The organism is Aquitalea aquatilis, from assembly GCF_005155025.1.
In the GTDB taxonomy this organism is placed as follows: domain Bacteria; phylum Pseudomonadota; class Gammaproteobacteria; order Burkholderiales; family Chromobacteriaceae; genus Aquitalea; species Aquitalea aquatilis.
The window spans coordinates 80,331-100,218 of record NZ_CP039731.1; the positions used below are offsets into that span (position 1 = coordinate 80,331).

Annotated in this window: 18 protein-coding genes; 4 read left to right on the forward strand and 14 right to left on the reverse strand. The window is 63.3% G+C overall.

The genetic code is table 11. The features are described from left to right. Nucleotides 1-385 precede the first annotated feature (385 nt). From FAZ30_RS00385 to FAZ30_RS00395, 3 genes are read left to right on the forward strand one after another with little or no spacing between them, the layout of a single operon-like run. On the forward strand, nt 386-1,510 hold the full coding sequence (locus FAZ30_RS00385) for a porin (protein ID WP_124644841.1): 1,125 nt from the start codon (nt 386-388) through the stop codon (nt 1,508-1,510). A 55-nt stretch (nt 1,511-1,565) separates the two neighbouring features. Beyond that, nucleotides 1,566-1,910: a DUF3088 domain-containing protein gene (locus FAZ30_RS00390; protein WP_124644840.1), complete on the forward strand. Its 345-nt coding sequence runs from the start codon at nt 1,566-1,568 to the stop codon at nt 1,908-1,910. A 27-nt stretch (nt 1,911-1,937) separates the two neighbouring features. Further along, complete coding sequence (locus FAZ30_RS00395; protein ID WP_124644839.1) at nt 1,938-2,444, forward strand: VOC family protein; 507 nt, start codon at nt 1,938-1,940, stop codon at nt 2,442-2,444. A 63-nt stretch (nt 2,445-2,507) separates the two neighbouring features. Here the strand turns inward: FAZ30_RS00395 and FAZ30_RS00400 are convergent, their stop codons facing one another. The 3 genes from FAZ30_RS00400 to FAZ30_RS00410 are packed head-to-tail and all read right to left on the reverse strand — an operon-like array spanning nt 2,508 to nt 5,837. Then, complete coding sequence (locus FAZ30_RS00400) at nt 2,508-3,989, reverse strand: aldehyde dehydrogenase family protein (RefSeq protein WP_124644838.1); 1,482 nt, start codon at nt 3,987-3,989, stop codon at nt 2,508-2,510. 50 nt (nt 3,990-4,039) lie between these two features. After that, on the reverse strand, nt 4,040-4,393 hold the full coding sequence (locus FAZ30_RS00405; RefSeq protein ID WP_137008282.1) for a cupin domain-containing protein: 354 nt from the start codon (nt 4,391-4,393) through the stop codon (nt 4,040-4,042). Nucleotides 4,394-4,433: 40 nt separating this feature from the next. Further along, nucleotides 4,434-5,837: an NAD(P)/FAD-dependent oxidoreductase gene (locus tag FAZ30_RS00410; protein ID WP_137008284.1), complete on the reverse strand. Its 1,404-nt coding sequence runs from the start codon at nt 5,835-5,837 to the stop codon at nt 4,434-4,436. A 315-nt stretch (nt 5,838-6,152) separates the two neighbouring features. Here FAZ30_RS00410 and FAZ30_RS00415 point away from each other — a divergent pair, with 315 nt between their 5' ends. Then, the gene (locus tag FAZ30_RS00415; protein WP_137008287.1) at nt 6,153-7,073 is read left to right on the forward strand and encodes a LysR family transcriptional regulator; all 921 of its coding nucleotides are present in this window, start codon (nt 6,153-6,155) and stop codon (nt 7,071-7,073) included. Between the two features lie 90 nt (nt 7,074-7,163). Here the strand turns inward: FAZ30_RS00415 and FAZ30_RS00420 are convergent, their stop codons facing one another. The 11 genes from FAZ30_RS00420 to FAZ30_RS00470 all read right to left on the reverse strand — a co-directional run bounded on the left by FAZ30_RS00420 (nt 7,164) and on the right by FAZ30_RS00470 (nt 19,639). Next, a complete protein-coding gene (locus FAZ30_RS00420; RefSeq protein WP_124644834.1) occupies nt 7,164-7,829 on the reverse strand; it encodes a YiaD family glycine zipper/OmpA-like lipoprotein in 666 nt (221 codons plus the stop codon). A gap of 395 nt (nt 7,830-8,224) precedes the next feature. Further along, on the reverse strand, nt 8,225-9,625 hold the full coding sequence (gabP, locus tag FAZ30_RS00425) for a GABA permease (protein ID WP_124644833.1): 1,401 nt from the start codon (nt 9,623-9,625) through the stop codon (nt 8,225-8,227). Nucleotides 9,626-9,713: 88 nt separating this feature from the next. Beyond that, the gene (locus FAZ30_RS00430; protein WP_137008289.1) at nt 9,714-10,091 is read right to left on the reverse strand and encodes a hypothetical protein; all 378 of its coding nucleotides are present in this window, start codon (nt 10,089-10,091) and stop codon (nt 9,714-9,716) included. Nucleotides 10,092-10,187: 96 nt separating this feature from the next. Further along, nucleotides 10,188-11,135: an ABC transporter substrate-binding protein gene (locus FAZ30_RS00435; RefSeq protein WP_137008291.1), complete on the reverse strand. Its 948-nt coding sequence runs from the start codon at nt 11,133-11,135 to the stop codon at nt 10,188-10,190. Further along, on the reverse strand, nt 11,132-13,147 hold the full coding sequence (gene fhuB, locus FAZ30_RS00440) for a Fe(3+)-hydroxamate ABC transporter permease FhuB (RefSeq protein ID WP_137008293.1): 2,016 nt from the start codon (nt 13,145-13,147) through the stop codon (nt 11,132-11,134). Before fhuB ends, FAZ30_RS00435 begins: the two co-directional genes overlap by 4 nt. Before the next feature lie 13 nt (nt 13,148-13,160). Further along, the gene (locus tag FAZ30_RS00445) at nt 13,161-13,928 is read right to left on the reverse strand and encodes an ABC transporter ATP-binding protein (protein WP_137008295.1); all 768 of its coding nucleotides are present in this window, start codon (nt 13,926-13,928) and stop codon (nt 13,161-13,163) included. Continuing rightward, on the reverse strand, nt 13,912-14,694 hold the full coding sequence (locus tag FAZ30_RS00450) for a siderophore ferric iron reductase (protein ID WP_137008297.1): 783 nt from the start codon (nt 14,692-14,694) through the stop codon (nt 13,912-13,914). Before FAZ30_RS00450 ends, FAZ30_RS00445 begins: the two co-directional genes overlap by 17 nt. Further along, nucleotides 14,684-16,492, reverse strand: coding sequence for an IucA/IucC family protein (locus tag FAZ30_RS00455; protein WP_137008299.1), 1,809 nt, complete (start codon nt 16,490-16,492; stop codon nt 14,684-14,686). The genes FAZ30_RS00450 and FAZ30_RS00455 overlap by 11 nt, the downstream gene beginning before the upstream one ends. Nucleotides 16,493-16,551: 59 nt before the next feature. Then, a complete protein-coding gene (locus FAZ30_RS00460) occupies nt 16,552-17,148 on the reverse strand; it encodes a GNAT family N-acetyltransferase (protein WP_137008301.1) in 597 nt (198 codons plus the stop codon). After that, complete coding sequence (locus FAZ30_RS00465) at nt 17,145-18,323, reverse strand: MFS transporter (RefSeq protein ID WP_137008303.1); 1,179 nt, start codon at nt 18,321-18,323, stop codon at nt 17,145-17,147. Before FAZ30_RS00465 ends, FAZ30_RS00460 begins: the two co-directional genes overlap by 4 nt. Then, nucleotides 18,320-19,639 (reverse strand): lysine N(6)-hydroxylase/L-ornithine N(5)-oxygenase family protein, encoded by a 1,320-nt coding sequence (locus tag FAZ30_RS00470; RefSeq protein WP_137008305.1) that lies wholly within the window; start codon nt 19,637-19,639, stop codon nt 18,320-18,322. Before FAZ30_RS00470 ends, FAZ30_RS00465 begins: the two co-directional genes overlap by 4 nt. Nucleotides 19,640-19,888 lie beyond the last annotated feature (249 nt).

The window sequence follows — 19,888 nt, forward strand, 5'->3', positions numbered from 1 at the left end:
AAATCTATTCCCGCCGCCATTTAATATCAATAGCAAAGCCATAAGTTAAAAAGATAAGCTTATTAATCGACCCCGTATATTTATCTTAATAAAAAAACCAGCTACTGCATGCTGAAAAAATGCTTATACCGATAATAGCAAGAACCAGCATAAATATTGCTAAGCCCTGAAACACAAAGCCGCACCATCACCACCAACCCGTCGCATTTATTACCCAGACAATATCCTTCACTCGCTGGCAATTACACAGCAGCTGATTAACTAATAATATTTTCTTGATTAATAAAACGGGAACATTGCGGAACAATAGCCATCAGCCACCGACAACGCATCCTGCACCGGCGGCCTGTGATGTTCTCTTTTCCAACTTAATCGCGACTTGATCATGAAAATAAAACTGCTCGCCCTGACCATGGCCGCACTGCCGCTGCTGGCCCATGCCGATGATGGCGTCACCGTATACGGCAAAATCGCTGGCAACCTGTCCAATGTGAAAAGCTATTCAGCCACCACCAATAACGGCCAGCCCTTCAGCAGCTGGCGGGTAGATGACAACACCTCGCGCATCGGTTTCAAGGGCAGCGAGAATCTGGGCAATGGCGTCACCGCCATCTGGCAAGTGGAAAACCGCATTCACGTCGATGGCAGCGGTACGGATACCTTCGCCAGCCGCGACTCCTTCGTCGGCCTGCAAAGCGAGCTGGGCAAGATTCGCCTGGGTCGCCTGTCCGACTACGCCAACCTGGACATGGAGTACATCGATCCGGGCTCCTACAGCAGCGTGGCCGGCCAGATTTACTCCACCCGGCTGGACGGACGCATCAATAACGCCATCCGCTACGACAGCCCCAATCTGGCCGGTTTCAGCTTTACCACCACCTGGGGTGCCGATGAAAAACGCGCCAGCGACAGCAGCGGCAACCCGACCAACAACCAGGTATTCAACCTGGGCCTGAGCTACGAGCAGGCCGGTTACTTCGCCAAGTTCAGCTATGAGAACAAGGGTGATGCCAAGCAGGTGAACAGCGCGGCGCAGACCGGTGCCGTGAAAAACTGGTGGCGGGTGGAAGCTGGCTATATCAGCGACCCCATTTATCTGGCGCTGGGCTTCCAGACCGTGAATGGCTACCTGGGGGTGAGCAGCGGCAAGTTCGTCGACAGCCCGGGGGTGGTTTACAACGTCAATGTGCTGAATGCCCGTCTGGCGGCCAGCGGCCTGAGCGCCAGCGCGGCGGCCTCCAGCCAGCAAGTGAAGGCGCGTGAAGCGGTGCTCACCTTCGGCTACAACATCGGCCCGTGGCTGCCCTATGTCTCGCTGACCAAGGGCTATGACCTGAGCGTGGGCGGCAGTGACATCGACAAGACCGGCTACACCCAGTATGTGGTCGGCACCACCTATGCCCTGTCCAAGCAGACCAAGGCCTATGCCTCGTATGGCCGTGCCAACTGGGGCGGCAACGGTGTGGCCAGTGAAAGCGCCATCAGCCTGAGCCTAGCCAAGTTCTTCTAAGCAGCACGGCCCCGCCGCCTGGCGGGGCTATCCAACCGCCACCGAAAGCCATTGCATGAGCCGCGACCTGTTATTGCTGCTGGAACCCGGTTTTACCCGCCCGGACCACCCTGCCGAACAACGCTTTGTCTGCCCGCACAGCACGCTGCTGGAAGGCCTGCTGGCCACCCAGCCGGCGCTGGCCAGCCGCATCGAGGTGCGCCGTCTGCCCTTTCCCCGTCCACGCCAGGCGGTGATCGAGCTGGTGGGCGAAGACAATCAGGGCCTGCCACTGCTGCTACTGGCCGCCGACAGCCCGGTTCCGCCGCAGGCGGCACAGCATCAGGGCCGCTATTTCCTGCAGGACGCCCGGCAGATCGCCGCCTATCTGGCCGAGCAGCATGCGGCCTATCATCTCTGAACCGTTCACCCTTAGCGAAAGCGCATCATGGGAATCAAACGCCTGAACCACGCCGTGCTCTATGTCAGTGATGTGCCGCGCAGCACACGCTTTTACCAGGATGTTCTGGGTTTCCGTCCCAAGCCGGGCAGCCAGCCGGACCGGGCGGTGTTTACCCAGGCCGCCGATTCTGACAACGATCATGATCTGGCACTGTTTGCCCGCAATCTGGGGCAGCAGCGCGCCGGGGTATTCAGCCCGCGCGGCGAGGTGCCGGCCGCCAGCGAGCCGCCAGCCGGGCTGTATCACCTGGCCTGGGAAGTCGACAGCCTGGCCGAGCTCAAGCGCATCCGCGACCAGTTGCAGGCACTGGGCCGCCTGGGGCTGGAAGAGGATCACGGCGTGCACAAGAGCGTGTACGGCCATGACCCGGATGGCCTGCTGTTTGAAGTCACCTGGTTTGTCCCGCAGGAGGCCTTGCAGGATGCAGACCGCCAGAGCCGCAGCGACCCCTTGCTGTGGGAGCGCGAACTGGCGCGTTTCGCCAAGCTGTAAAACACCACGGGGGTGGTCGAGCCATGCTCGCCACCCCCTTAGTCTATCCATCCCGGCCTGTGGTTAATGCTGATACCAGCCCACCGGCCCTGGCTGCAGATTGATGTTCACCTGCTTCACCTGCTGGTATTCCAGCAGACCGTTCACCCCCAGGTCACGGCCATAGCCGCTCATCTTGTAGCCGCCCCACGGCGCTTCATTGAAGGTGGGGTTGTAACAGTTGATCCAGGTGACGCCAGCGCGGATTTCCTTCACCACCCGCAGCGCACGCGCGCCATCGGTGGTGAACACGCCACCAGCCAGCCCATAAGGGGTGTCATTGGCCATGGCGATGGCCTCGGCTTCACTGGTGAAGGTCTGGATCGCCACCACCGGGCCGAATACCTCTTCACGTACGATGTCCATGTCGCGGGTGCAATTGTCGAAGATGGTGGGCTGCACAAAATAGCCCTTGGCACATTCGCCCTCGGTATGGCGCACACCGCCGCACACCAGCGTGGCACCCTGCTGTTTGGCGCGTTCGATATGGCCCAGCACCTTTTCCAGCTGGGCGGCCGACACGATGGCACCCATGTCCGGGTCTTTCATGCCGGGGCCAATGCTCATGGCGCGGGCGCGTTCGGCCAGGCGGGCGACAAAGCGGTCCTTGATGCTCGCTTCAATCAGGATGCGCGAACCGGCCGAACAGACTTCGCCCTGGTTGAAGAACACGCCGATCATCGCCCACTCCACCGCACCTTCCAGATCGGCATCGGCAAAAATCACATTGGGCGACTTGCCACCCAGCTCCAGCCCCACTTTTTTCAGGTTGCCCACCGCAGCGGTGGCAATGGTCTGACCAGTACGGGTGCTGCCGGTAAAAGTGATCATGTCCACATCATGGCTGGCGGCCAGCTCCTGACCAGCGGCCGGGCCGGTTCCCAACACCAGGTTGGCGGTGCCGGCCGGCAGGCCCACCTGATGGAAAATCTCAAACAGCGCCACGGCCGACAGCGGGGTGACCTCGCTGGGCTTGAACACCACGCAATTACCCGCCGCCAGTGCCGGGGCCAGCTTCCACGCCGCCATCAGCAGCGGGTAGTTCCACGGCGTGATCAGCGCACACACGCCGATCGGTTCGTGCATGGAATAGGCATGCATGGGGCCGAAGCCATCGCTCACCTCGTACACCCCGCCCTGCGGCTTGGTGATCAGGCCGGCGTAGTAACGGAAACAGGCGGCGGCATCATCCACATCACAGCGCGCTTCGCGTAGCGGCTTGCCATTGTCCAGCGTGTCCATCACCGCCAGTTCGTCGGCCCGGGCGGCGATGGCATCGGCAATGCGCAGCAGCAGGTCGGCGCGCTTGGGGCCGGCCATGCGCCGCCATGCGCCGCTCTGGTAAAACGCGGCCTTGGCGGCGGCAATGGCCTGCTTGCTGTCTTCAGCCACGCTGTCGGTGACCAGGGCAATCACTTCGCCATTGCCCGGATTGATGATCTCGCGCGTGCCACCGCTGACCGAAGCCTGCCATTGGCCATTGATATAGTTGTTGCGGATATCCATATTTCCCTCCTCCTGCTTGTTATGGTCGCTCTGTCTCCTTGGCGGAGTGCTCAGGCGATATAGATCTTGCGCAGCGTTTCGCTCACCGTCCAGGTGGTGGCCGTACCCGCTGCCAGGTGGCCGACGCTACCTGCCCTGAGCTGCAAGGACGGGCTGCCATCGGCAAAGCTCACCGTGGCGGCACCTGCCAGCACCACGAAAAATTCGTCCACCTCAACATCGGTGGTAACACTGGGCGACATTTCCCACACGCCTATGCTGCAGCCATGCAGGCTACCCAGTTCGGCCGTGCCGACACGGGCCGGGCCGGAAATAAGCTGATCGGCCGCTACATCGCGATATTCCAGTTCAACACGCGTAGCGTCCACGCAGTGATTGGCCAGCAGGGCAAAGGGATTGGACATGGTCGCTTCCTTGGATTCTCAAAAAAAGTGGCAAACAGATTCAGGAGTCGAACCCCAGACCCAGGGCATCCATGGTGCGCAGCATCAGGTTGCGCTTGCCGTGGTTGTGGTCGGCCCGGTTCAGTGACCAGCGCGTGGCCTGGACTGCCACATAAGCCAGCGGCTCCGGCGGGAAAGGCGGCGGAATCTCGCGCACCATGCGCAGCCGGGTGCGTTCGCTATCCAGCCCGTCCAGCTTGTCCAGCAGCACATTGCCGGCAAAGCGGGTGGCCCCTACGCCCAGGCCGGTGAAGCCGGCGGCATAAGCCACCTTGCCACCGCGTGCCAGCGCGAAAAAGGCACAAAAACGGGTGGAGGTGTCGATGGCACCGCCCCAGCGATGGCTGAAACGCAGCCCGGCCAGTTGCGGGAAAGTGGTGAAGAAATGGCTGGCCAGCCGCGCAAATGATTCCGGGCGGTCGTCATGCTGGTCGCTCACCTTGCCGCCGAAGTTGTACACCGCGTCGTAGCCGCCAAACAGGATGCGGTTGTCGCGGGTAATGCGGTAGTAGTGAAACTGGTTGGCCATGTCGGCAATGCCCTGGCGGTGCTGCCAGCCGATGGACGCCAGTTGCTCCGGTGTCAGCGGCTCGGTCATCAGCACGTAGTCGTACACCGGAATGGTGTGCCAGCGGTAGCGCTTGAGCAGCGAGGGAAAGGCATTGGTGGCCAGCACCACGCGCGCGGCGCTCAACTGGCCCTGCGCCGTATGCAAGGTCACTCTGGCCCCGGCGGATTGCAGCTTGAGCACTGCGGACTGTTCGAAAATCTGCACCCCCAGTTCGCTGGCCACCCGTGCCAGCTCCAGCGCCAGCTTGCCGGGGTGGATCATCGCCGTGCTGTCCTTTTCCCAGAAGCCGGACAGGAAGGTGGGCGAATTCAGTTCGGCGCGGATTGCCGCCGCGCTCATATAGCCTTCGCCGCGCAGTTGCTCGTCCTGGTAGGGCTCCACCGCCACCACCAGCACGCCGGTGCGCTCGAAATCGCAGTCGATGCCATAGCGCTGGATGGTGGCTTCGATCTCGTCCAGATTGCGCAGGCCCTGCGCCTCCAGCTCGGCCATTTCCTCTGGCCAGCGCTTGTGGCCGTTTTCTTCGCCATGCGTAAGGCTGGCTTCGCAAAAGCCGCCGTTGCGGCCGGATGCCGCCCAGCCTACACGCTGCGCTTCCAGCAAGACCACGCTGCGCGCCGGATCGCGCTCCTTGGCCAGAATGGCAGTCCATAGTCCGAGAAAACCACCGCCGACAATGGCCAGCGCGGTATCGGCGCTGCCCTGAAACTGGGGAAAGGCACGGCGGCGAGCGGCCACGTCGTCGCCCCAGAACGGGCGGTTGACGCTGTCGGCCAGTGCGCTGTGGATCAGCGCGGTTGCGGGAGCCTGACGTTCGAAAACGATTTGCGGCATAAACCTGTCATTCCTTGTGCGAATTGCACGCTGTTTGAGATTGGGCACGACGACCGGCGGCGGACACTCGGCAGCTTGCCCGCGCTGGCGAAGGTTTGCTGGCCTTGCCGGCGCGGTGCCAGACCAGACCAGACCAGACCAGACCAGACCAGACCAGTGTAGCCTGCATGCTGCGCCGCTGCCGTGCGACTGGCGTGGCCAGCCCGGATGATGGCCCGGACTGTGGCCAGTTTGCGGCTTGGCATAGCTTGTATCAGGTGATATGTTGAGATAAATCCATAATTTCTTAACTTCAGTTTTAATTTTACTCACCTGATGAGCAAAAAAACCTCCCTAAGCCAGGTCAGCGATTTTGATATCCGCCTGCTGCGCCTGTTCAAGACCGTAGTGGAATGTGGCAGTTTTTCCGCCGCCGAGAGCGTGCTGGGCATCAGCCGCTCGGCCATCAGCCTGCATATGGGGGACCTGGAAAAGCGGCTGGGCGTTTGCCTGTGCCAACGCGGCCGCGCCGGTTTCGCGCTCACCGACGAGGGGCGCGCAGTGCTGCACGCCAGCCAGACCATGCTGGCGGCCATCGAGGAATTCCGCACCGAGGTCAACCAGCTGCATCATCAGCTACGCGGCGAGCTGAACATCGGCATCATTAATAATCTGGTCACCCAGTCGCACATGCACCTGACGCGGGCGCTGAAATCGCTGAGCGCACGCGGGCCGGGAGTGCGCATCAATATCTCCATGACCACCCCCAGCGAAATCGAACTCGGGGTGCAGGACGGCCATCTGCATGTTGGCGTGGTGCCGCTGATCAACCCGCTGTCCGGGCTGGATTACATCCAGCTGTATGAAGAACATTCGCTGCTGTACTGCAGCCGCGAACACCCCTTCTTTACCCGTGCCGACGCCGACATCAGTAAAGACGAACTATGCCGTGCCGAGGCGGTGGCACCCAATTACCGCCTGACCGCCGAGGCCATGGAGCGCCATCACGCGCTCAATTGCAGTGCCACCGCATCCGACCGCGAAGGCATTGCCTTCCTCATCCTCACCGGCGGCTATATCGGCTTTCTGCCCGACCACTTTGCCGCCGGCTGGGTCGCGCAAGGGGTGATGCGGCCCTTGCATCCGGCCCGCTTCTGCTACGACATCCCGCTCAATGTGGCCATGCGCAAGGGGCGACGCCCCAACCGGGTACTGGAATGTTTTCTGCAGGCACTGGAAGACAGCCGCAAGGCCTGAATCCCCCTGCCCGAGGGGATGTATTCGGTAAAACGTAAAAAAGCACCCTTGCGGGTGCTTTTGGCTGGCGTGGGCAACAAGCCAGGTGGCTTATTTGCCGGCCTCACCGACAAAGATTTCCACGCGGCGGTTGGTGGCACGGCCGGCCACCGTGCTGTTGTCAGCCACCGGCTGGCGCGAACCCATGCCGTCAATGGCGATGCGGCTGCCTGATACACCACGGTTGACCAGGTAGTCACGGGTAGCCTTGGCACGGTTGACTGACAGCGGATTATTGATGGCATCGCTGCCGGTGTTGTCGGTATGACCGACGATGCGGACAGTCGTCACCGGATTCTGCTGCAAGGTGGTGGCAAAGCGATCCAGTACCGGGCGCAGATTGGGCTTGATGTCGTAGCGGCCGGAATCAAAAGACACGTCGCTGGGGATATTCAGCTTGAGCTGGTTGTCGGCAGTCTGGCTCACGCTGACGCCAGTACCTTGCGAGGCCTGCTCCATCGCCTCTTTCTGTTTCTGCATGTGCTGCGACCACAGGTAACCACCACCCGCGCCCAGCGCCGCGCCTACTGCCGCACCGGTAGCGGCGCTGCGACCGGTATGGCCGCCGGCAGTCAGTGCGCCCAGCACGGCACCCACGCCAGCGCCAACAGCAGCCCCGGTGCCGGTGGTGCGCTGGGTATCATTCATGTTGGCGCAGCCGCTCAGGCTGGCCACTGCCATGGTAAGGACCAACAGCGAAGTGACTTGTTTTTTCATCGTAGACTCCTCGTTACGGGATGCATGCTGCATGCCCGATACAGATACCGTCCGTGCCAACCGCAAGCGGTGCACGAGGGCGGCCTTCATGGTTAGGCAGCGCCGCAGGCCGGACTGGCCCTCAGAATAAGGCGCTACAAGCACTGCATATGGCAGGGACAAGCGGCTCAAGTTCACTCGCCAGGCTTGCGCGGCAGCCATTATTTTAAATAACAACAAGCAACTGTTTACATTTTAGTCTGCCTGTCAGCCACCGTGTGTAAGCAATCGTGTGTCTTGTGTAAGGAAAAGTACAGCCAGCCCCGGCCCGCCGCAGACAAAAAAAAAGCCCCCTTGCGGGGGGCTCAAGTGATGCTAAGGGTCGTCAGGAAAAGAAAAACCGGGCCAGCAAGCGCTCAGGACTGCGTGGCCACCTTGGCTGGGCGTGACTCCATCCACGGCGTGCCGTACAGGCGGGAGCGAATCCAGCCTACCGCCAGCAATACCACGGCCAGCGCGCCGGTGCTGATCACTTCGATCTGGTGCTCGGGACGGATGGCCATCAGCACCACCACGGCGCAGATGAACACGATGACGATCCAGGTCAGTGTCGGGAACATCCACATGCGGAAGGCCGGGGTTTCGCCATTGGCTTCCATGCGCTGACGCATGCGCAACTGGGAAATGGCAATCACCAGGTACACCAGCAGCGCGATGGTGCCGGAAGTAGCCAGCAGGATGTCGAACACTTCCTTGGGCATCAGGTAGTTGGCAATCACGGTGATGAAACCCACCACCATGGAACCCAGTACCGCTTTTTGCGGCGTGCCATTGGGGGCGATATCGCCAAACATCTTGATGGCGTCGCCACGGCTGGACAGCGAGTACAGCATGCGCGAGGCGGTATACAGCGCCGAGTTCAGACAGCTGGCTACCGATACCAGTACCACCACGTCAACGATGGCCTTGGCATTGGGGATGCCAATCAGCTGCAGGGTACGCTGGTAGGAACCCAGGGCAGCCAGTTGCGGATCGTTCCAGGCCACCAGCGCGGTCACCACAAAAATGGAACCCAGGTAGAACAGGCTGATCCGCCATACCACCGAATTGGTGGCCTTGGTGATCTGCTGCTGCGGGTTGTCCGATTCGGCCGCCGCGATGGTGACGATCTCGGTGCCCAGGAAGGTGAACATGGTGGTCAGCATGGCCCCCAGCACCGCGCCGAAGCCATTGGGCATGAAGCCGCCATGGTCGAACAGGCGGGCAGTGCCACTGACCTGGCTGCCCGGAATCAGGCCCAGCATGGCCGCACCGGCCACGGCCAGGAAGGCGACAATGGCCACCACCTTGACCAGGGCAAACCAGAATTCGAACTCACCATAGTTTTTGACGCTGAACAGATTGGTCATGGTCAGCAGCATGGTGATGCCCAGGGCAAAGGCCCACATCGGCACGCCAGCAAACCAGGCATGCAGGATGGTGGCGGCGGCATTGGCCTCCAGCGGAATCACCAATACCCAGAACCACCAGTACAGCCAGCCGATGATATAGCCGGCCCAGTGGCCAATGGCACGGTCGGCATAGGTGGAAAACGAACCGGTATCCGGCGCGGCCACCGCCATTTCGCCCAGCATGCGCATGACCAGCACCACCAGCAGGCCGGCCATGGCATAGGCGATCAGCACGGCAGGGCCGGCTTCGGCAATGGCGTGACCAGAGCCGACGAACAGGCCGGCACCGATGACACCGGCAATGGACAGCATGGTGACGTGACGCTGCTTGAGCCCGTGGCTCAAACCTTGAGATGAAGCACTCATGAAAGAATCTCCCAAACCGGTGGCCCGCGTGGGCAGGTCCTCCGGCTCATTACATTTTTTGTTTTTGTAGCGGTGAAAGTGACCCACATTACTGCTTGCCTGCTGCCTGCCAGAGCATGGCCAGCCTTGGCATCGGGCGCAGCCCATGCGGGCCGGTGCCGGATGCTGCGGCAGGTCTCTGCATGACAGCTGTTGATGCTGCCACTTCGTAAAAAAATGGCATTTTTTTAAACAGCAAGCCATTGACTACAATATTCAAAGTAGTCAAATCCTTGTATAGAATGAACTTTCCAAGACTTGCAGGCGCAACAATTCTAATCACGCGTTTAAAAAAACACCACAATGAATAATATTTTAAACAGCAAATTACCCCGCCAAATGGCTGAAAAGCTGCAGACAAGTCTTTGAAAGAAATGGCTTTGCCAGGAAAAATGCACAGCGGGTGAAAAACAGGAAAAAACGCCATATCAGACAGAAAAATGCACTGGATGCCACACTTTCCAACTTATTCAAGTGCCAGCTGGCAGCCACGGCAGGCGGCGGCAAACACCGCCATGCCGCGCTAGCGCAAAGACGGCCTGCTGGCCGCCGTCGCGATGGGCAAGTGCAGCAGGGCGTCAGTCATGCCCTGTGCCAGATAAAACAGCGAGGCCGCACCACCGTAGCTCCAGGCTGGGGCCACCGCGGCAAAGCGCTGCTGCCGCACAAAGGGCAGGCCCTGCCACAAGGGGCTGGCAAACAGCTGCGGTGCGGCAGCAAAGGGCTGCTGATACAGCACGATGTCCTGCTGCAATGCCACCAGCTGGCCCACCCGCTGCTGACTGACGCCCCATACCGAGGGCGCTGGCTGCGCCGTGGTGCGCAGGCCCAGCCGGCGCAAGGCCAGTACCGGCATGGCATTGCTGCCGTAGACATAAACCATGGACGGATTGGCAAAGCGAATGACCTGCACCGTGGGCCAAGTAGCGGCACCACGCGCCTGCAATTGACGGCGCAGGCCGGCAAAGCCCTGCTCCAGCTGCTGCAGCCGCTGCTGCGCCTGCCGCTCCCGCCCCAACACCCGCCCCAGCTGCAGCAGGATGCGCTCGGCCGCCTGCGCATGGTCCTGCCCTGGCTGGTAGGCGTCGATATTCAATACCGGCGCAATGCGCTGCAGGCTGGCGCGCATGGACAGCAAGCTGGGGCTGATGATGATCAGCTGCGGTTTGAGGCTGGCCAGCAGCTCCAGATTGGGCTCCAGCCGGCTACCGGCCGACGGCACCTGCGCCGGCAGGCGTGGGCGCACCACCCATTGCCGGTAGTCGTCGGCATCGGCCACTGCCAACGGGGTCATGCCCAGCTCCAGCAGGTTCTCTGCGGCCTCCCAGCTCAGGGCGACAATGCGCTGTGGCGGCGGCCGCGATGGCTGGCGGCTGGCCTGTTCCAGTTCATCCATGCCGCCCGCCATGACCGGCAGCACGCTGCCGGCCAGCCAGACAGCAACACAACAAAGCAGTATACGCACGCTCATCGTCCACCCCCACGGCGCAGCCGTTGCCAGCACAGCAGCAAGATGAAATAGGCCCCGCACAGCACCGAGGCCAGCATGCCCAGCGGCAGCTGCCGTGGATAGATCAGCACTCGCCCCAGCCAGTCGGCCAGCAACAGCAGCGCTGCTCCCAGCAAGGCCGCCAGCAGCAATTGCGCCAGCGGCCGGCGTGCCCCCAGTAGCGCAGCAATATGCGGGGCCAGCAAGCCCAGAAAGGCCACCGGCCCCAGCACCGCTGTCACCACCGCCGTCAGCAAGGCCACCAGCAGCAGCAAGCCCAGCCGCACTCGTTCCAGCACCAGCCCGCGTCCCTGTGCCACGCCATCGCCGGTGGACAGCAAGGCCAGCACCCGTTGCGCCGCCAGCGTCAGCATGCCCAGCACCAGCACGGCCAGGCTCAGCCACAGCGCCTGTGTGCCACTGACCCGGTAACTGGACCCGGCCAGCCAGCCCAGCACGGCAAAGCTGTCCGCCGTCCCCTTGGCCAGCACTGCCTGCACCAGTGCATCCAGCAAGGCCGCCAGTGCAATGCCGCTCAGCGCCATCATGCCGGGGGCGTAACCCTGTTTGCGCCCCAGCCACAACAGCAGCCCCAGTACCAGCAAGGTGCCGGCCAGCGCCAGCAGCGGCCCACCCTGCAACAAGGGCTGCCCCAGCCAGCTGGCCGCCAGCAACAGCGCCAGGCTGCCACCGGCCGACAAGCCAAGCAGATCGGGGCTGGCCAGAGGATTGCGCAATAACCGTTGCAACAGCACCCCGGCTATGGCCAGCCCGGCCCCGGCGCTCAGCGCCACCAGGCTGCGCGGCCAGCGCAAGGACCAGAGCAGCGCTTCCGGCCAGCCCAGCACCCAGCGCAGTTGCCCGCCAGCGGGCATCGGGGCCAGACAAACACTCAGCAGGGTCAACAGCAGTAACAGCGCCACCGCCAGCAGCCAGCCTCCCCTGCCCCAGCGCCGCTGGCCCGCCACCACACTGGGCGGTGCAGCCGCCTGCTGCGCCGGACGCAGATTGCGCCGGGCCAGCCACAACAAGGCCGGCGCGCCCAACAAGGCAGTAACGGCACCGCTGGGCAGGCTGTCGCCCGCCCACTGACTGAAGGCCAGCGCCAGACAATCGCTACCCAGCAGGCACAGCGCCCCCAGCAAGGCGCTGGCAGCCAGCTGCACCCGAGGCTGACGTGCGCCCAGCAGGCTGGCCAGATTGGGTGCGACCAGGCCGATGAAGCCGATCAGCCCCACCGCCGCCACCGACACCGCACTCAGCCACAATGCCGCCAGCAGCAAGAGCAAAATGGTGCTGACGACCACGCCACGGCCACGCGCAGCAGCCAGCCCCAGCACCAGCAGGGACAGCGGGCGCGGAGCCAGCCACAGCAACAGCAGGGCCGGGCTCAGCCGTGGCAGCAGCCATAGCGTCCACTGCCAGTCGATCTGTGCCAGATCGCCAGCCCCCCAGACAAACAGATTGCGCGCGTACTGGTCGTGCAACAGCACCAGCGCCGTGGCCAACGCGCCCAGCAGCAGGTTGACCGCCATGCCGCCCAGCACCAGTGGCAAGCCATTCAGCCCTTGCGGCCCGGCCAGCAGCAAGACCAGCCCCAGTGCAAGCATGGCTCCGCCCAGCGCCGGCCAGGCCGGATGCAGTGCCAGCATGCCGGGCAGACAGATGCTGGCCAGCACCACGCCCAGCCATGCCCCGGCGGACAGGCCCAGCGTCATGGGAGATACCAGCCGGTTGCCGGTCAGCTGCTGCAGCACACTGCCGGACAAGCCCAGCGCCGCCCCCACCAGCAGGGCCATTGCCGCACGCGGCAAGGCCGCATAGTGAAATTGCAGGCCGCTGAAATCGACCGGCTCCTGCCACAACTGCACCCACTGCGCAGCCGGGTTCAGCCCGCCATCCAGCCACAGATGTAAGGACAACAAGCCCAGCAGGCCGCACAGCGCCAGCGGATAGCGCCAGCCACGCCCGGCGGCAGGTAATAACAAGGTCATGACTGCTTGCATCTCAGGCCACCACCGCTACCGGACAGGGCTGGCCGGCTTGCGGCAGCAACTGGATATCCACCCCGTACAGCCCGGACAGGCGCGGCGAGTGCAGCAGCTCCAGCGGTGAGCCATCGAAATACAGCCGTCCTTGCTGCAAGGCCACGATGCGGTCGGCATGGCGTGCCGCCAGATTGATGTCGTGCAGCACCACCACCACGCCACGACCGCTGTCGCGGTTAAGCTGCCGCAGCAGGCCCATCAGCTGGTATTGGTGCGCCAGGTCCAGCGCCGAAGTCGGTTCGTCCAGCAGCAACAGCGGCGACTGCTGCGCCAGCAGCATGGCGATCCAGGCGCGCTGGCGTTCGCCGCCGGACAATAGCTCGGCCTCATGTGCGGCATGCTGCGTCACGTCGGCAGCGCGCATGGCCTCGGCCACGATGGCACTGTCTGCTGCGCTCCAGCGGCCAAAAGCGCCCTGCCAGGGATAGCGCCCCAGCCCCACCAGCTCGGCCACGGTCAGGCCAGCCACCTCTGGCAGGCGCTGCGGCAAATAAGCCACGGCACGGGCAAACTGCCGCGCCGACAGCCGGTTCAGCGGCTGGCCGTCCAGTTGCAACTGTCCCTGGTCCGGCTGCAACTGGCGCGCCAGCAGATTCATCAAGGTGGATTTGCCCGAGCCGTTATGCCCCAGGATGACGGTGAAAGCCTGGCCATCCAGCTGCAAGGCCGGCAGTTGCAATACGGTACGGCCTTGCCGCTCCACACGGATATCACGCAGGGTCAGCATGCTGCGCCCACTCCTTTCTCAGCAGCGCCACACGCGCTGCTGCTTGCAATTTCGGGCAGCTGCTGCACAGCGCACCATCGCAGCGGCGGAAATGCTGGCAGCAGGCACGCCGCGCCAGTGCCAGCCGCTCGCCGCCGTTTTCCAGTGTTACCGGCCACACACCGCTAGCCTGTGGCAAATCCAGTGCGGCCAGCCATTGCCCGGTCAATTGTTTGATGGCCGCGTTGTCGCGCGCCGGTTGCAGCCGCTGCACCAGCAGCAAGGCCGCCACCACGCAATCGGCCAGCAGGCGGCCAGCCAGCTTGGCATGCAAGGGCTGTTGCGCAGCCAGCTGTGGCAGCACGCTAGCGGCGATGACGCTCAGTTGCGCGGCCGCCGGCTGGCGCAAACTGGCGGCCGAGCCATGGCGCAGCGGCTGCGCCGGCAGGGAAAAACCGGCCACCATGCCGGGCAGCAGGCCTTGCTGCATGGCCGTCCAGTCCGGCAGGGCTGCCGCCAGTTCCACCCCCAGCACCGTGGCATAGGTGGGCTGCCACAACAGCAGGCTCCAGCTACGGCAACCCCAGTAATGCGGGCCGGCTTCCGGATGCCGGCTGCGCAAATGCTGCAGCAGCTGGCCAATCGCCGGGCCGGCCGCCGCTAGGGCAAACTCGTCGGCAGCGGCCTCGCCTATGCGGCCATCCAGACCGGGCAGCGCCTGGGCCAGCTGCGCTAGCAGCTGCTCCAGCGCACTGCCCTCGCCTGCGGCGGTAGCATCAAACGGCATGGCCGGCCAGTGGATTGCGCAGGGTGCCGGCAAACTTCAGATTGCCAGCCGGATTGGCCAGATCCAGCATCTGCTGGTTATTGCCCAGCTGCAGGCGATTCAGGCATGAGCGGGCAAACTCCGGCACGAACAGGTCGTAGCGGGCAAAGCGCTCGGCCAATTGCGGGAATTGCTGTTGATAGCCCTGTATGCACCCGGCCACCTCCTGCCAGAACGCCTGCTCCGGCAAGCCGCAGTGTTCGTCCAGAATGGCCGCCAGATAGCGGAAGAAGCCATCGAACACATCGGTAAACAGCGCCAGCAGCTTCATCTCTTCCGGCACCTTCACCGCCAGCCGCGCCACGGCGGGTGGCAGCGCGGCATCCGGGTTCAGGATGGCGGCTTCCTCGGCGATGTCCTTCATGATGGCGCGCTGCGGGATATTGTTTTCCAGCTGCAGAATGAGGTTTTCCCCATGCGGCATGAACACCAGTTCGTGGGCATAGAAGCAGTGCAGCAGCGGGGCCAGATAGGCTTGCAGATAGCGGGCCACCCAGCTGCGCGCATCCAGGCCGGAGCTGTGGATCAACGCCGCCAGCAAGGATTCTCCGGCGGCATCGATGTGCAGCAGCGAGGCCATGGTCATCAGCCGCTTGCCCGGCCCCAGCAGCGAGGCCGGGCTTTCGCGCCACAGCGCCGACAACATCTTCTTGTACGGCGAATCCTTGCTGATGCCGCCATCGAAATAGGGATTGCGAAAACCGATGGAAGCCACTTCGCGCAGGATGGCAAAGCCCCGCTGTTGCAGGTAGGCGTCGCTGTCCACCAGTTGGCGGATCCAGTCGTTGATCGCCGGGGTAGCCAGCATGTAATAAGGCGACAGCCCGCGCATGAAGCCCATATTGAGAATGGACAGCGCGGTTTTCACATAGCGGCGCTCCGGGCGGCTGATGTTGTAGAAAGTGCGGATGGACTGCTGCGCCAGATAGGCATCCTCGCCATAGCCCAGGCACACGATGTGGCGCTCTGCCACTTCCGGCGCAAAAGACATGGCCAGCTTGTTAAACCACTGCCAGGGGTGGGCCGGCATCAGCAGGTAGTCATCCATATCCAGTTGCTGTGCGGCCAGCTGCCGGGTAAAGCCGGCCAGTGCTTCGCTGCCCAGCTCTTCTTGCAACAGGCGCTGGTAGTCCAGGTCGGCCGCGCACGAGAAGGTGGCGCGCGACTTGTGCACCGCCAGCCAGATCAGCCGCTGTGGCGCGGCCGCTTCCGGCGCATGGCGCGGATAGTCCACCGCATCAAAACCGATGCGGCCATTATTGGCGACAAAGCCGGGGTGGCCCTCCATCATGCTGGTTTCCACCGACTGGAAATCGGCGCGGGTCAGCTCGTCGGCCGTCAGCCCGCCAGCGGCATGCTTGTAGGCACTGCCATACAGGGTGCTGCTGATCTCTTCCAGATACACCGGCATCATGTCGTCGCCAATGCCCAGCGGAACTTTGAATTCGATGATGAAGGCCAGCGCATCCAGCGCGGCCGGCGCACCGTGCAGGCTGCGATTGAGCGAGTCGGCATCGATCAGCCAGTGCTCCAGTGCCAGCAGCCGGGCGCGGAAGCGGTACTCGCCGCTGCCATCCGGGATGGGCAGGCGGTATTCGCCCCAGTCGCCCTGCTGCTGTTGCAACTGGGGTGCCAGCAACAGCTCGTGGGAGAACTCGGCAATGGCCTTGCGCAGCAGCAGGCGGTTGACCTTGGCCCAGATGGCCGGCTGCAGATGTTGAACCAGTTGTTGCGGGTGTTGATGGCTAGGCGTTTGCATGGTGTTCCTTGCGTGACGGCCGCGCAGCCCGCAGGCGCGGCGGCCGGAATAATGGGCGATCAGACGGCACAAGCGGGCTGGGCGGCCGCGCAGGCCGCCGCAAACTGCGCCCGGCTGCAAAAAGCCAGCGCAGCGCGCTTGTGCGGCAGCTGGATCTCGCCCTGATAGATAAAGCCGGCATGGCGGTTGAGGCGGTGGATCTTGTCATTGCGCACATCCGGCTCCACCACCACCCGCGCCACGACCGGATCGGCAAACAGCGCAGCCAGCACGGTGTGCATCACCGCCCGGCTGAAACCGCTGCGCGGCTGCAAAGGTGGCGCCAGCAGCAGATGCATGCCGATATCGCCGGGCTGCACCGGGTAGTGCTGGCCCAGCACGTCGTGCGCCGGGTCGTAACGCTCCATCAGGAAGGCCGGCACACCGTCCAGCTGGCCCAGCAATGCTTGGGCATGGCCGCTGGCCTGCAACTGGGCATAGGCGGCACTCACCGCAGCCAGATCGCACTGCTGCATGCCCCAGTAACGGGCGTAATCACGGCGCACCCAGTCGTGCAGCAGGGCCATGTCCTGCGGCACCCGCAGCGGATAAAGGCTGAACTCACCCATGCCGGCAAGCTGATGGGAAAACAGCGGAGCAAGGTCAAGCGTGCTCATGAGCAAACTCCTTGGGAAAGTGGTGGCCGTACGCCGGGCAATAACAGCGGATAGGCCAGCAGGCAGAGCAGCAGCCCCAGCGCCGCCGCCACAAAGGGCGCGGCCAGGCCATAGCTGGCCACCAGCGCGCCGGCAGCACTGGACGACAGCAGCACGCCCAGGTTCTGGCACAGATTGATGCGGCTGTAGTCACGGGCGTAATGCGCCGGGGTGCTCAGGCGGAACAGCTGCAAATCCAGCCGCACCGTCAGCTGGAACAAAGCCCAACCGAACAGGCAGCGCCCCAGCAACAGCAGCGGCAGCTGTGGCAGCGCTTGCAGCAGCAAGCCGCCCACCCCCAACAGCAGCAGGCTGCTGGTACTGCCAGCCGGTGGCTGGGCGCGCCGCTGCCGGCGCTGGTTGTGCCACAGGCCCAGCAAGGCCAGCAGCGCCGGCAAGGCAAACACCGCCGCTGCCAGCGTGCTGTTGTCCAGCCCGCTCTGCTGCTGCCAGTACAGGGCAAAGAAGCCGCGCACCAGATAGGCGCTGCAATAAAACAGCAGCATCAGCACACCCAGCCGCCACAGACCGCCAGCCGCCACGGGCTGGTGCTCGCCCGCGCTGCTGGCTGGCGCAGCAGCCGGTGGCAAGGCGGGTAGCGGTGTGCGCAACAGCCACAGGCACAAACCCATCTGCGCCAGATCAGCCAGCGCCATCAGCAAGAAGGCATGGCGGGCCGGCAACAGGCCGAGCAAGACGCCGCCCAGCAAGGCACCGGCGATGCCGCCAAAATGCACGATCACCGACAGCAGGCCGATCAGCCCGGCATGCTCCTGCGGCGCGGCCTGGCTCATCAGCCGCGGGTAGATCAGCAGATAGCTGGATTTGCAGCCCACCATGGCCAGCGAAGCCAGCCAGAACAGCAGCATGCTGTCGGCGGCATAGCAGGCTACACACAGCAGCGCCGCCGCCAGCTGGGTAAACGGCAGCAGCCGCAGCAACTCCACCCGCCGCGCCAGCCGCGCCCACAGCGGCAGCGCCAGCATCACCACCAGGCACAGCGCGGCCAGATAGTTGCCCACCAGCCGCGCATCCTCCACGCCAAAGCGGCTGGCGAAGTACTGCGGGTAGAACGGCAGCAATACCGCATCCCCCACCACCGCCAGCGTGCTGAGCGTCAGCAAGGCCCGCCTCATGCGCTGAGTCTTGCCGGATCAGGCAGGCTGTCCGGCGCGGTGAATTGCTGGAAGGCGATGCGCTGCTCCACCGGGTAATGCTCCACCCCGCTGATGCTGCGGATCAGCCGCGCATTGCGATAGCAAGCCATGCCCAGATCCGGTGACGACAGGCCGTGGGTGTGCAGCTCGGCGTTTTGCACGAACAGGCGATGCTCGGCATCGATGCTGTAATCGCGCGCTACCGCAAAGCGGCCACGTTCGTCACGGCGGATACGCCCGGCAATGGGCGCGAGGAAAGACGGCTGGCGGTAGCCATAGCCGGTCGCCAACACCAGCCCGGCCGTTTGCAGACTGAAGCTCTTTTGCTGCTCCAGCTGCTGCAGCTCCAGCTGGAAATGCCCTTGTACCTTGTCGTAGCGGCAGTCGGTGAGTGCGGTATTGGCCAGCAGCAGGGTGGACGGTGCGCCGTTCAGGTGCTTGCGGTACAGCAACTCGTGGATGTCGTTGATCAGGCTGGCATTGATGCCCTTGAACAGGCCTTTTTGCTGCTGCAACAAGGTATCGCGCTGCGGCAGCGGCAACTGGTGGAAATAGTCCACGTACTCGGGCGAAGTCAGCTCCAGCGTCAGCCGGGTGTACTCCAGCGGGAAGAAACGCGGCGAGCGGGTCAGCCAGTTCAGCTGGTAGCCGTAGCGGTCGATGTCCTGCAGCAGGTCGTAGTAAATCTCTGCCGCGCTCTGGCCGCTGCCGATGATGGTGATGGACGACTGGCGCTGCAGTGCCGCCTTGTCGGCCAGATAGCTGGCCGAGTGGCTGGCTTGCCGCGCTACCGACTGGCAGCACTCCGGCCACAAGGGCAGGCTGCCGGTACCCAGCACCAGGTGGCGGGCGCGATACAGCTCCAGCTCGCCACTGGCCAGGTTCTGGCAATACACCTGGTAGAGGCTGTTGATCTCGTCGTACTCCACCCGCTCTACCTGGCGCTGCCAGCGCAGGCTGTCCAGCTGGGCACACACCCACTGGCAGTACTGGTTGTACTCCTGACGCAGCATGAAGAAATCTTCGCGAATGTAAAAAGCGTAAATCCGCCCGCTGCTTTTCAGGTAGTTGAGAAAACTGAAACGGCTGGTGGGATCGGCCAGTGTCACCAGATCTGCCAGAAACGGCGTTTGCAGGGTGGCGTTTTCCAGCAACATGCCCGGATGCCAGTCAAAACCGGTCGCCTGGTCGAGAAACACACCGTCCAGCCCATCCAGCGGCTGGGTCAGGCAGGCCAGGCCCAGATTGAAGGGGCCGATGCCGATGGCCACGAAGTCATGGATCTTGCCGTTCATCGGTCCATCCTCCGCCGCGTGGCGTTACTTGCTGCTTGCAGGACAAAAGTAAGGTTCATTCGGGTCGCTCTCCGTTTGCTGGTCATGCCAGCGGGTGGGAGGCCGGCCACGGCCGCACTGCATGGAGGCCGCTTGCCGGTCAGGGCTGGCGCAGCGGGCAACACAGGCCCGTGACGCCGCTACAGGACAGACCACGCCCGTCACGGCTGACGACTCGCTGGTGCTTGCTCATGAATCCCACTCCCGAAT

Coding starts and splice junctions, on each gene's coding strand:
- FAZ30_RS00460 (WP_137008301.1), bottom strand. CDS start 17,148: ATGAGCACGCTTGACCTTGCTCCGCTGTTTTCCCATCAGCTTGCCGGC.
- FAZ30_RS00430 (WP_137008289.1), bottom strand. CDS start 10,091: ATGGCGTTTTTTCCTGTTTTTCACCCGCTGTGCATTTTTCCTGGCAAA.
- FAZ30_RS00455 (WP_137008299.1), bottom strand. CDS start 16,492: ATGCAAACGCCTAGCCATCAACACCCGCAACAACTGGTTCAACATCTG.
- FAZ30_RS00415 (WP_137008287.1), top strand. CDS start 6,153: ATGAGCAAAAAAACCTCCCTAAGCCAGGTCAGCGATTTTGATATCCGC.
- FAZ30_RS00400 (WP_124644838.1), bottom strand. CDS start 3,989: ATGGATATCCGCAACAACTATATCAATGGCCAATGGCAGGCTTCGGTC.
- FAZ30_RS00445 (WP_137008295.1), bottom strand. CDS start 13,928: ATGCTGACCCTGCGTGATATCCGTGTGGAGCGGCAAGGCCGTACCGTA.
- FAZ30_RS00450 (WP_137008297.1), bottom strand. CDS start 14,694: ATGCCGTTTGATGCTACCGCCGCAGGCGAGGGCAGTGCGCTGGAGCAG.
- FAZ30_RS00395 (WP_124644839.1), top strand. CDS start 1,938: ATGGGAATCAAACGCCTGAACCACGCCGTGCTCTATGTCAGTGATGTG.
- FAZ30_RS00385 (WP_124644841.1), top strand. CDS start 386: ATGAAAATAAAACTGCTCGCCCTGACCATGGCCGCACTGCCGCTGCTG.
- FAZ30_RS00470 (WP_137008305.1), bottom strand. CDS start 19,639: ATGAACGGCAAGATCCATGACTTCGTGGCCATCGGCATCGGCCCCTTC.
- FAZ30_RS00435 (WP_137008291.1), bottom strand. CDS start 11,135: ATGAGCGTGCGTATACTGCTTTGTTGTGTTGCTGTCTGGCTGGCCGGC.
- gabP (WP_124644833.1), bottom strand. CDS start 9,625: ATGAGTGCTTCATCTCAAGGTTTGAGCCACGGGCTCAAGCAGCGTCAC.
- FAZ30_RS00390 (WP_124644840.1), top strand. CDS start 1,566: ATGAGCCGCGACCTGTTATTGCTGCTGGAACCCGGTTTTACCCGCCCG.
- fhuB (WP_137008293.1), bottom strand. CDS start 13,147: ATGACCTTGTTATTACCTGCCGCCGGGCGTGGCTGGCGCTATCCGCTG.
- FAZ30_RS00465 (WP_137008303.1), bottom strand. CDS start 18,323: ATGAGGCGGGCCTTGCTGACGCTCAGCACGCTGGCGGTGGTGGGGGAT.
- FAZ30_RS00405 (WP_137008282.1), bottom strand. CDS start 4,393: ATGTCCAATCCCTTTGCCCTGCTGGCCAATCACTGCGTGGACGCTACG.
- FAZ30_RS00420 (WP_124644834.1), bottom strand. CDS start 7,829: ATGAAAAAACAAGTCACTTCGCTGTTGGTCCTTACCATGGCAGTGGCC.
- FAZ30_RS00410 (WP_137008284.1), bottom strand. CDS start 5,837: ATGCCGCAAATCGTTTTCGAACGTCAGGCTCCCGCAACCGCGCTGATC.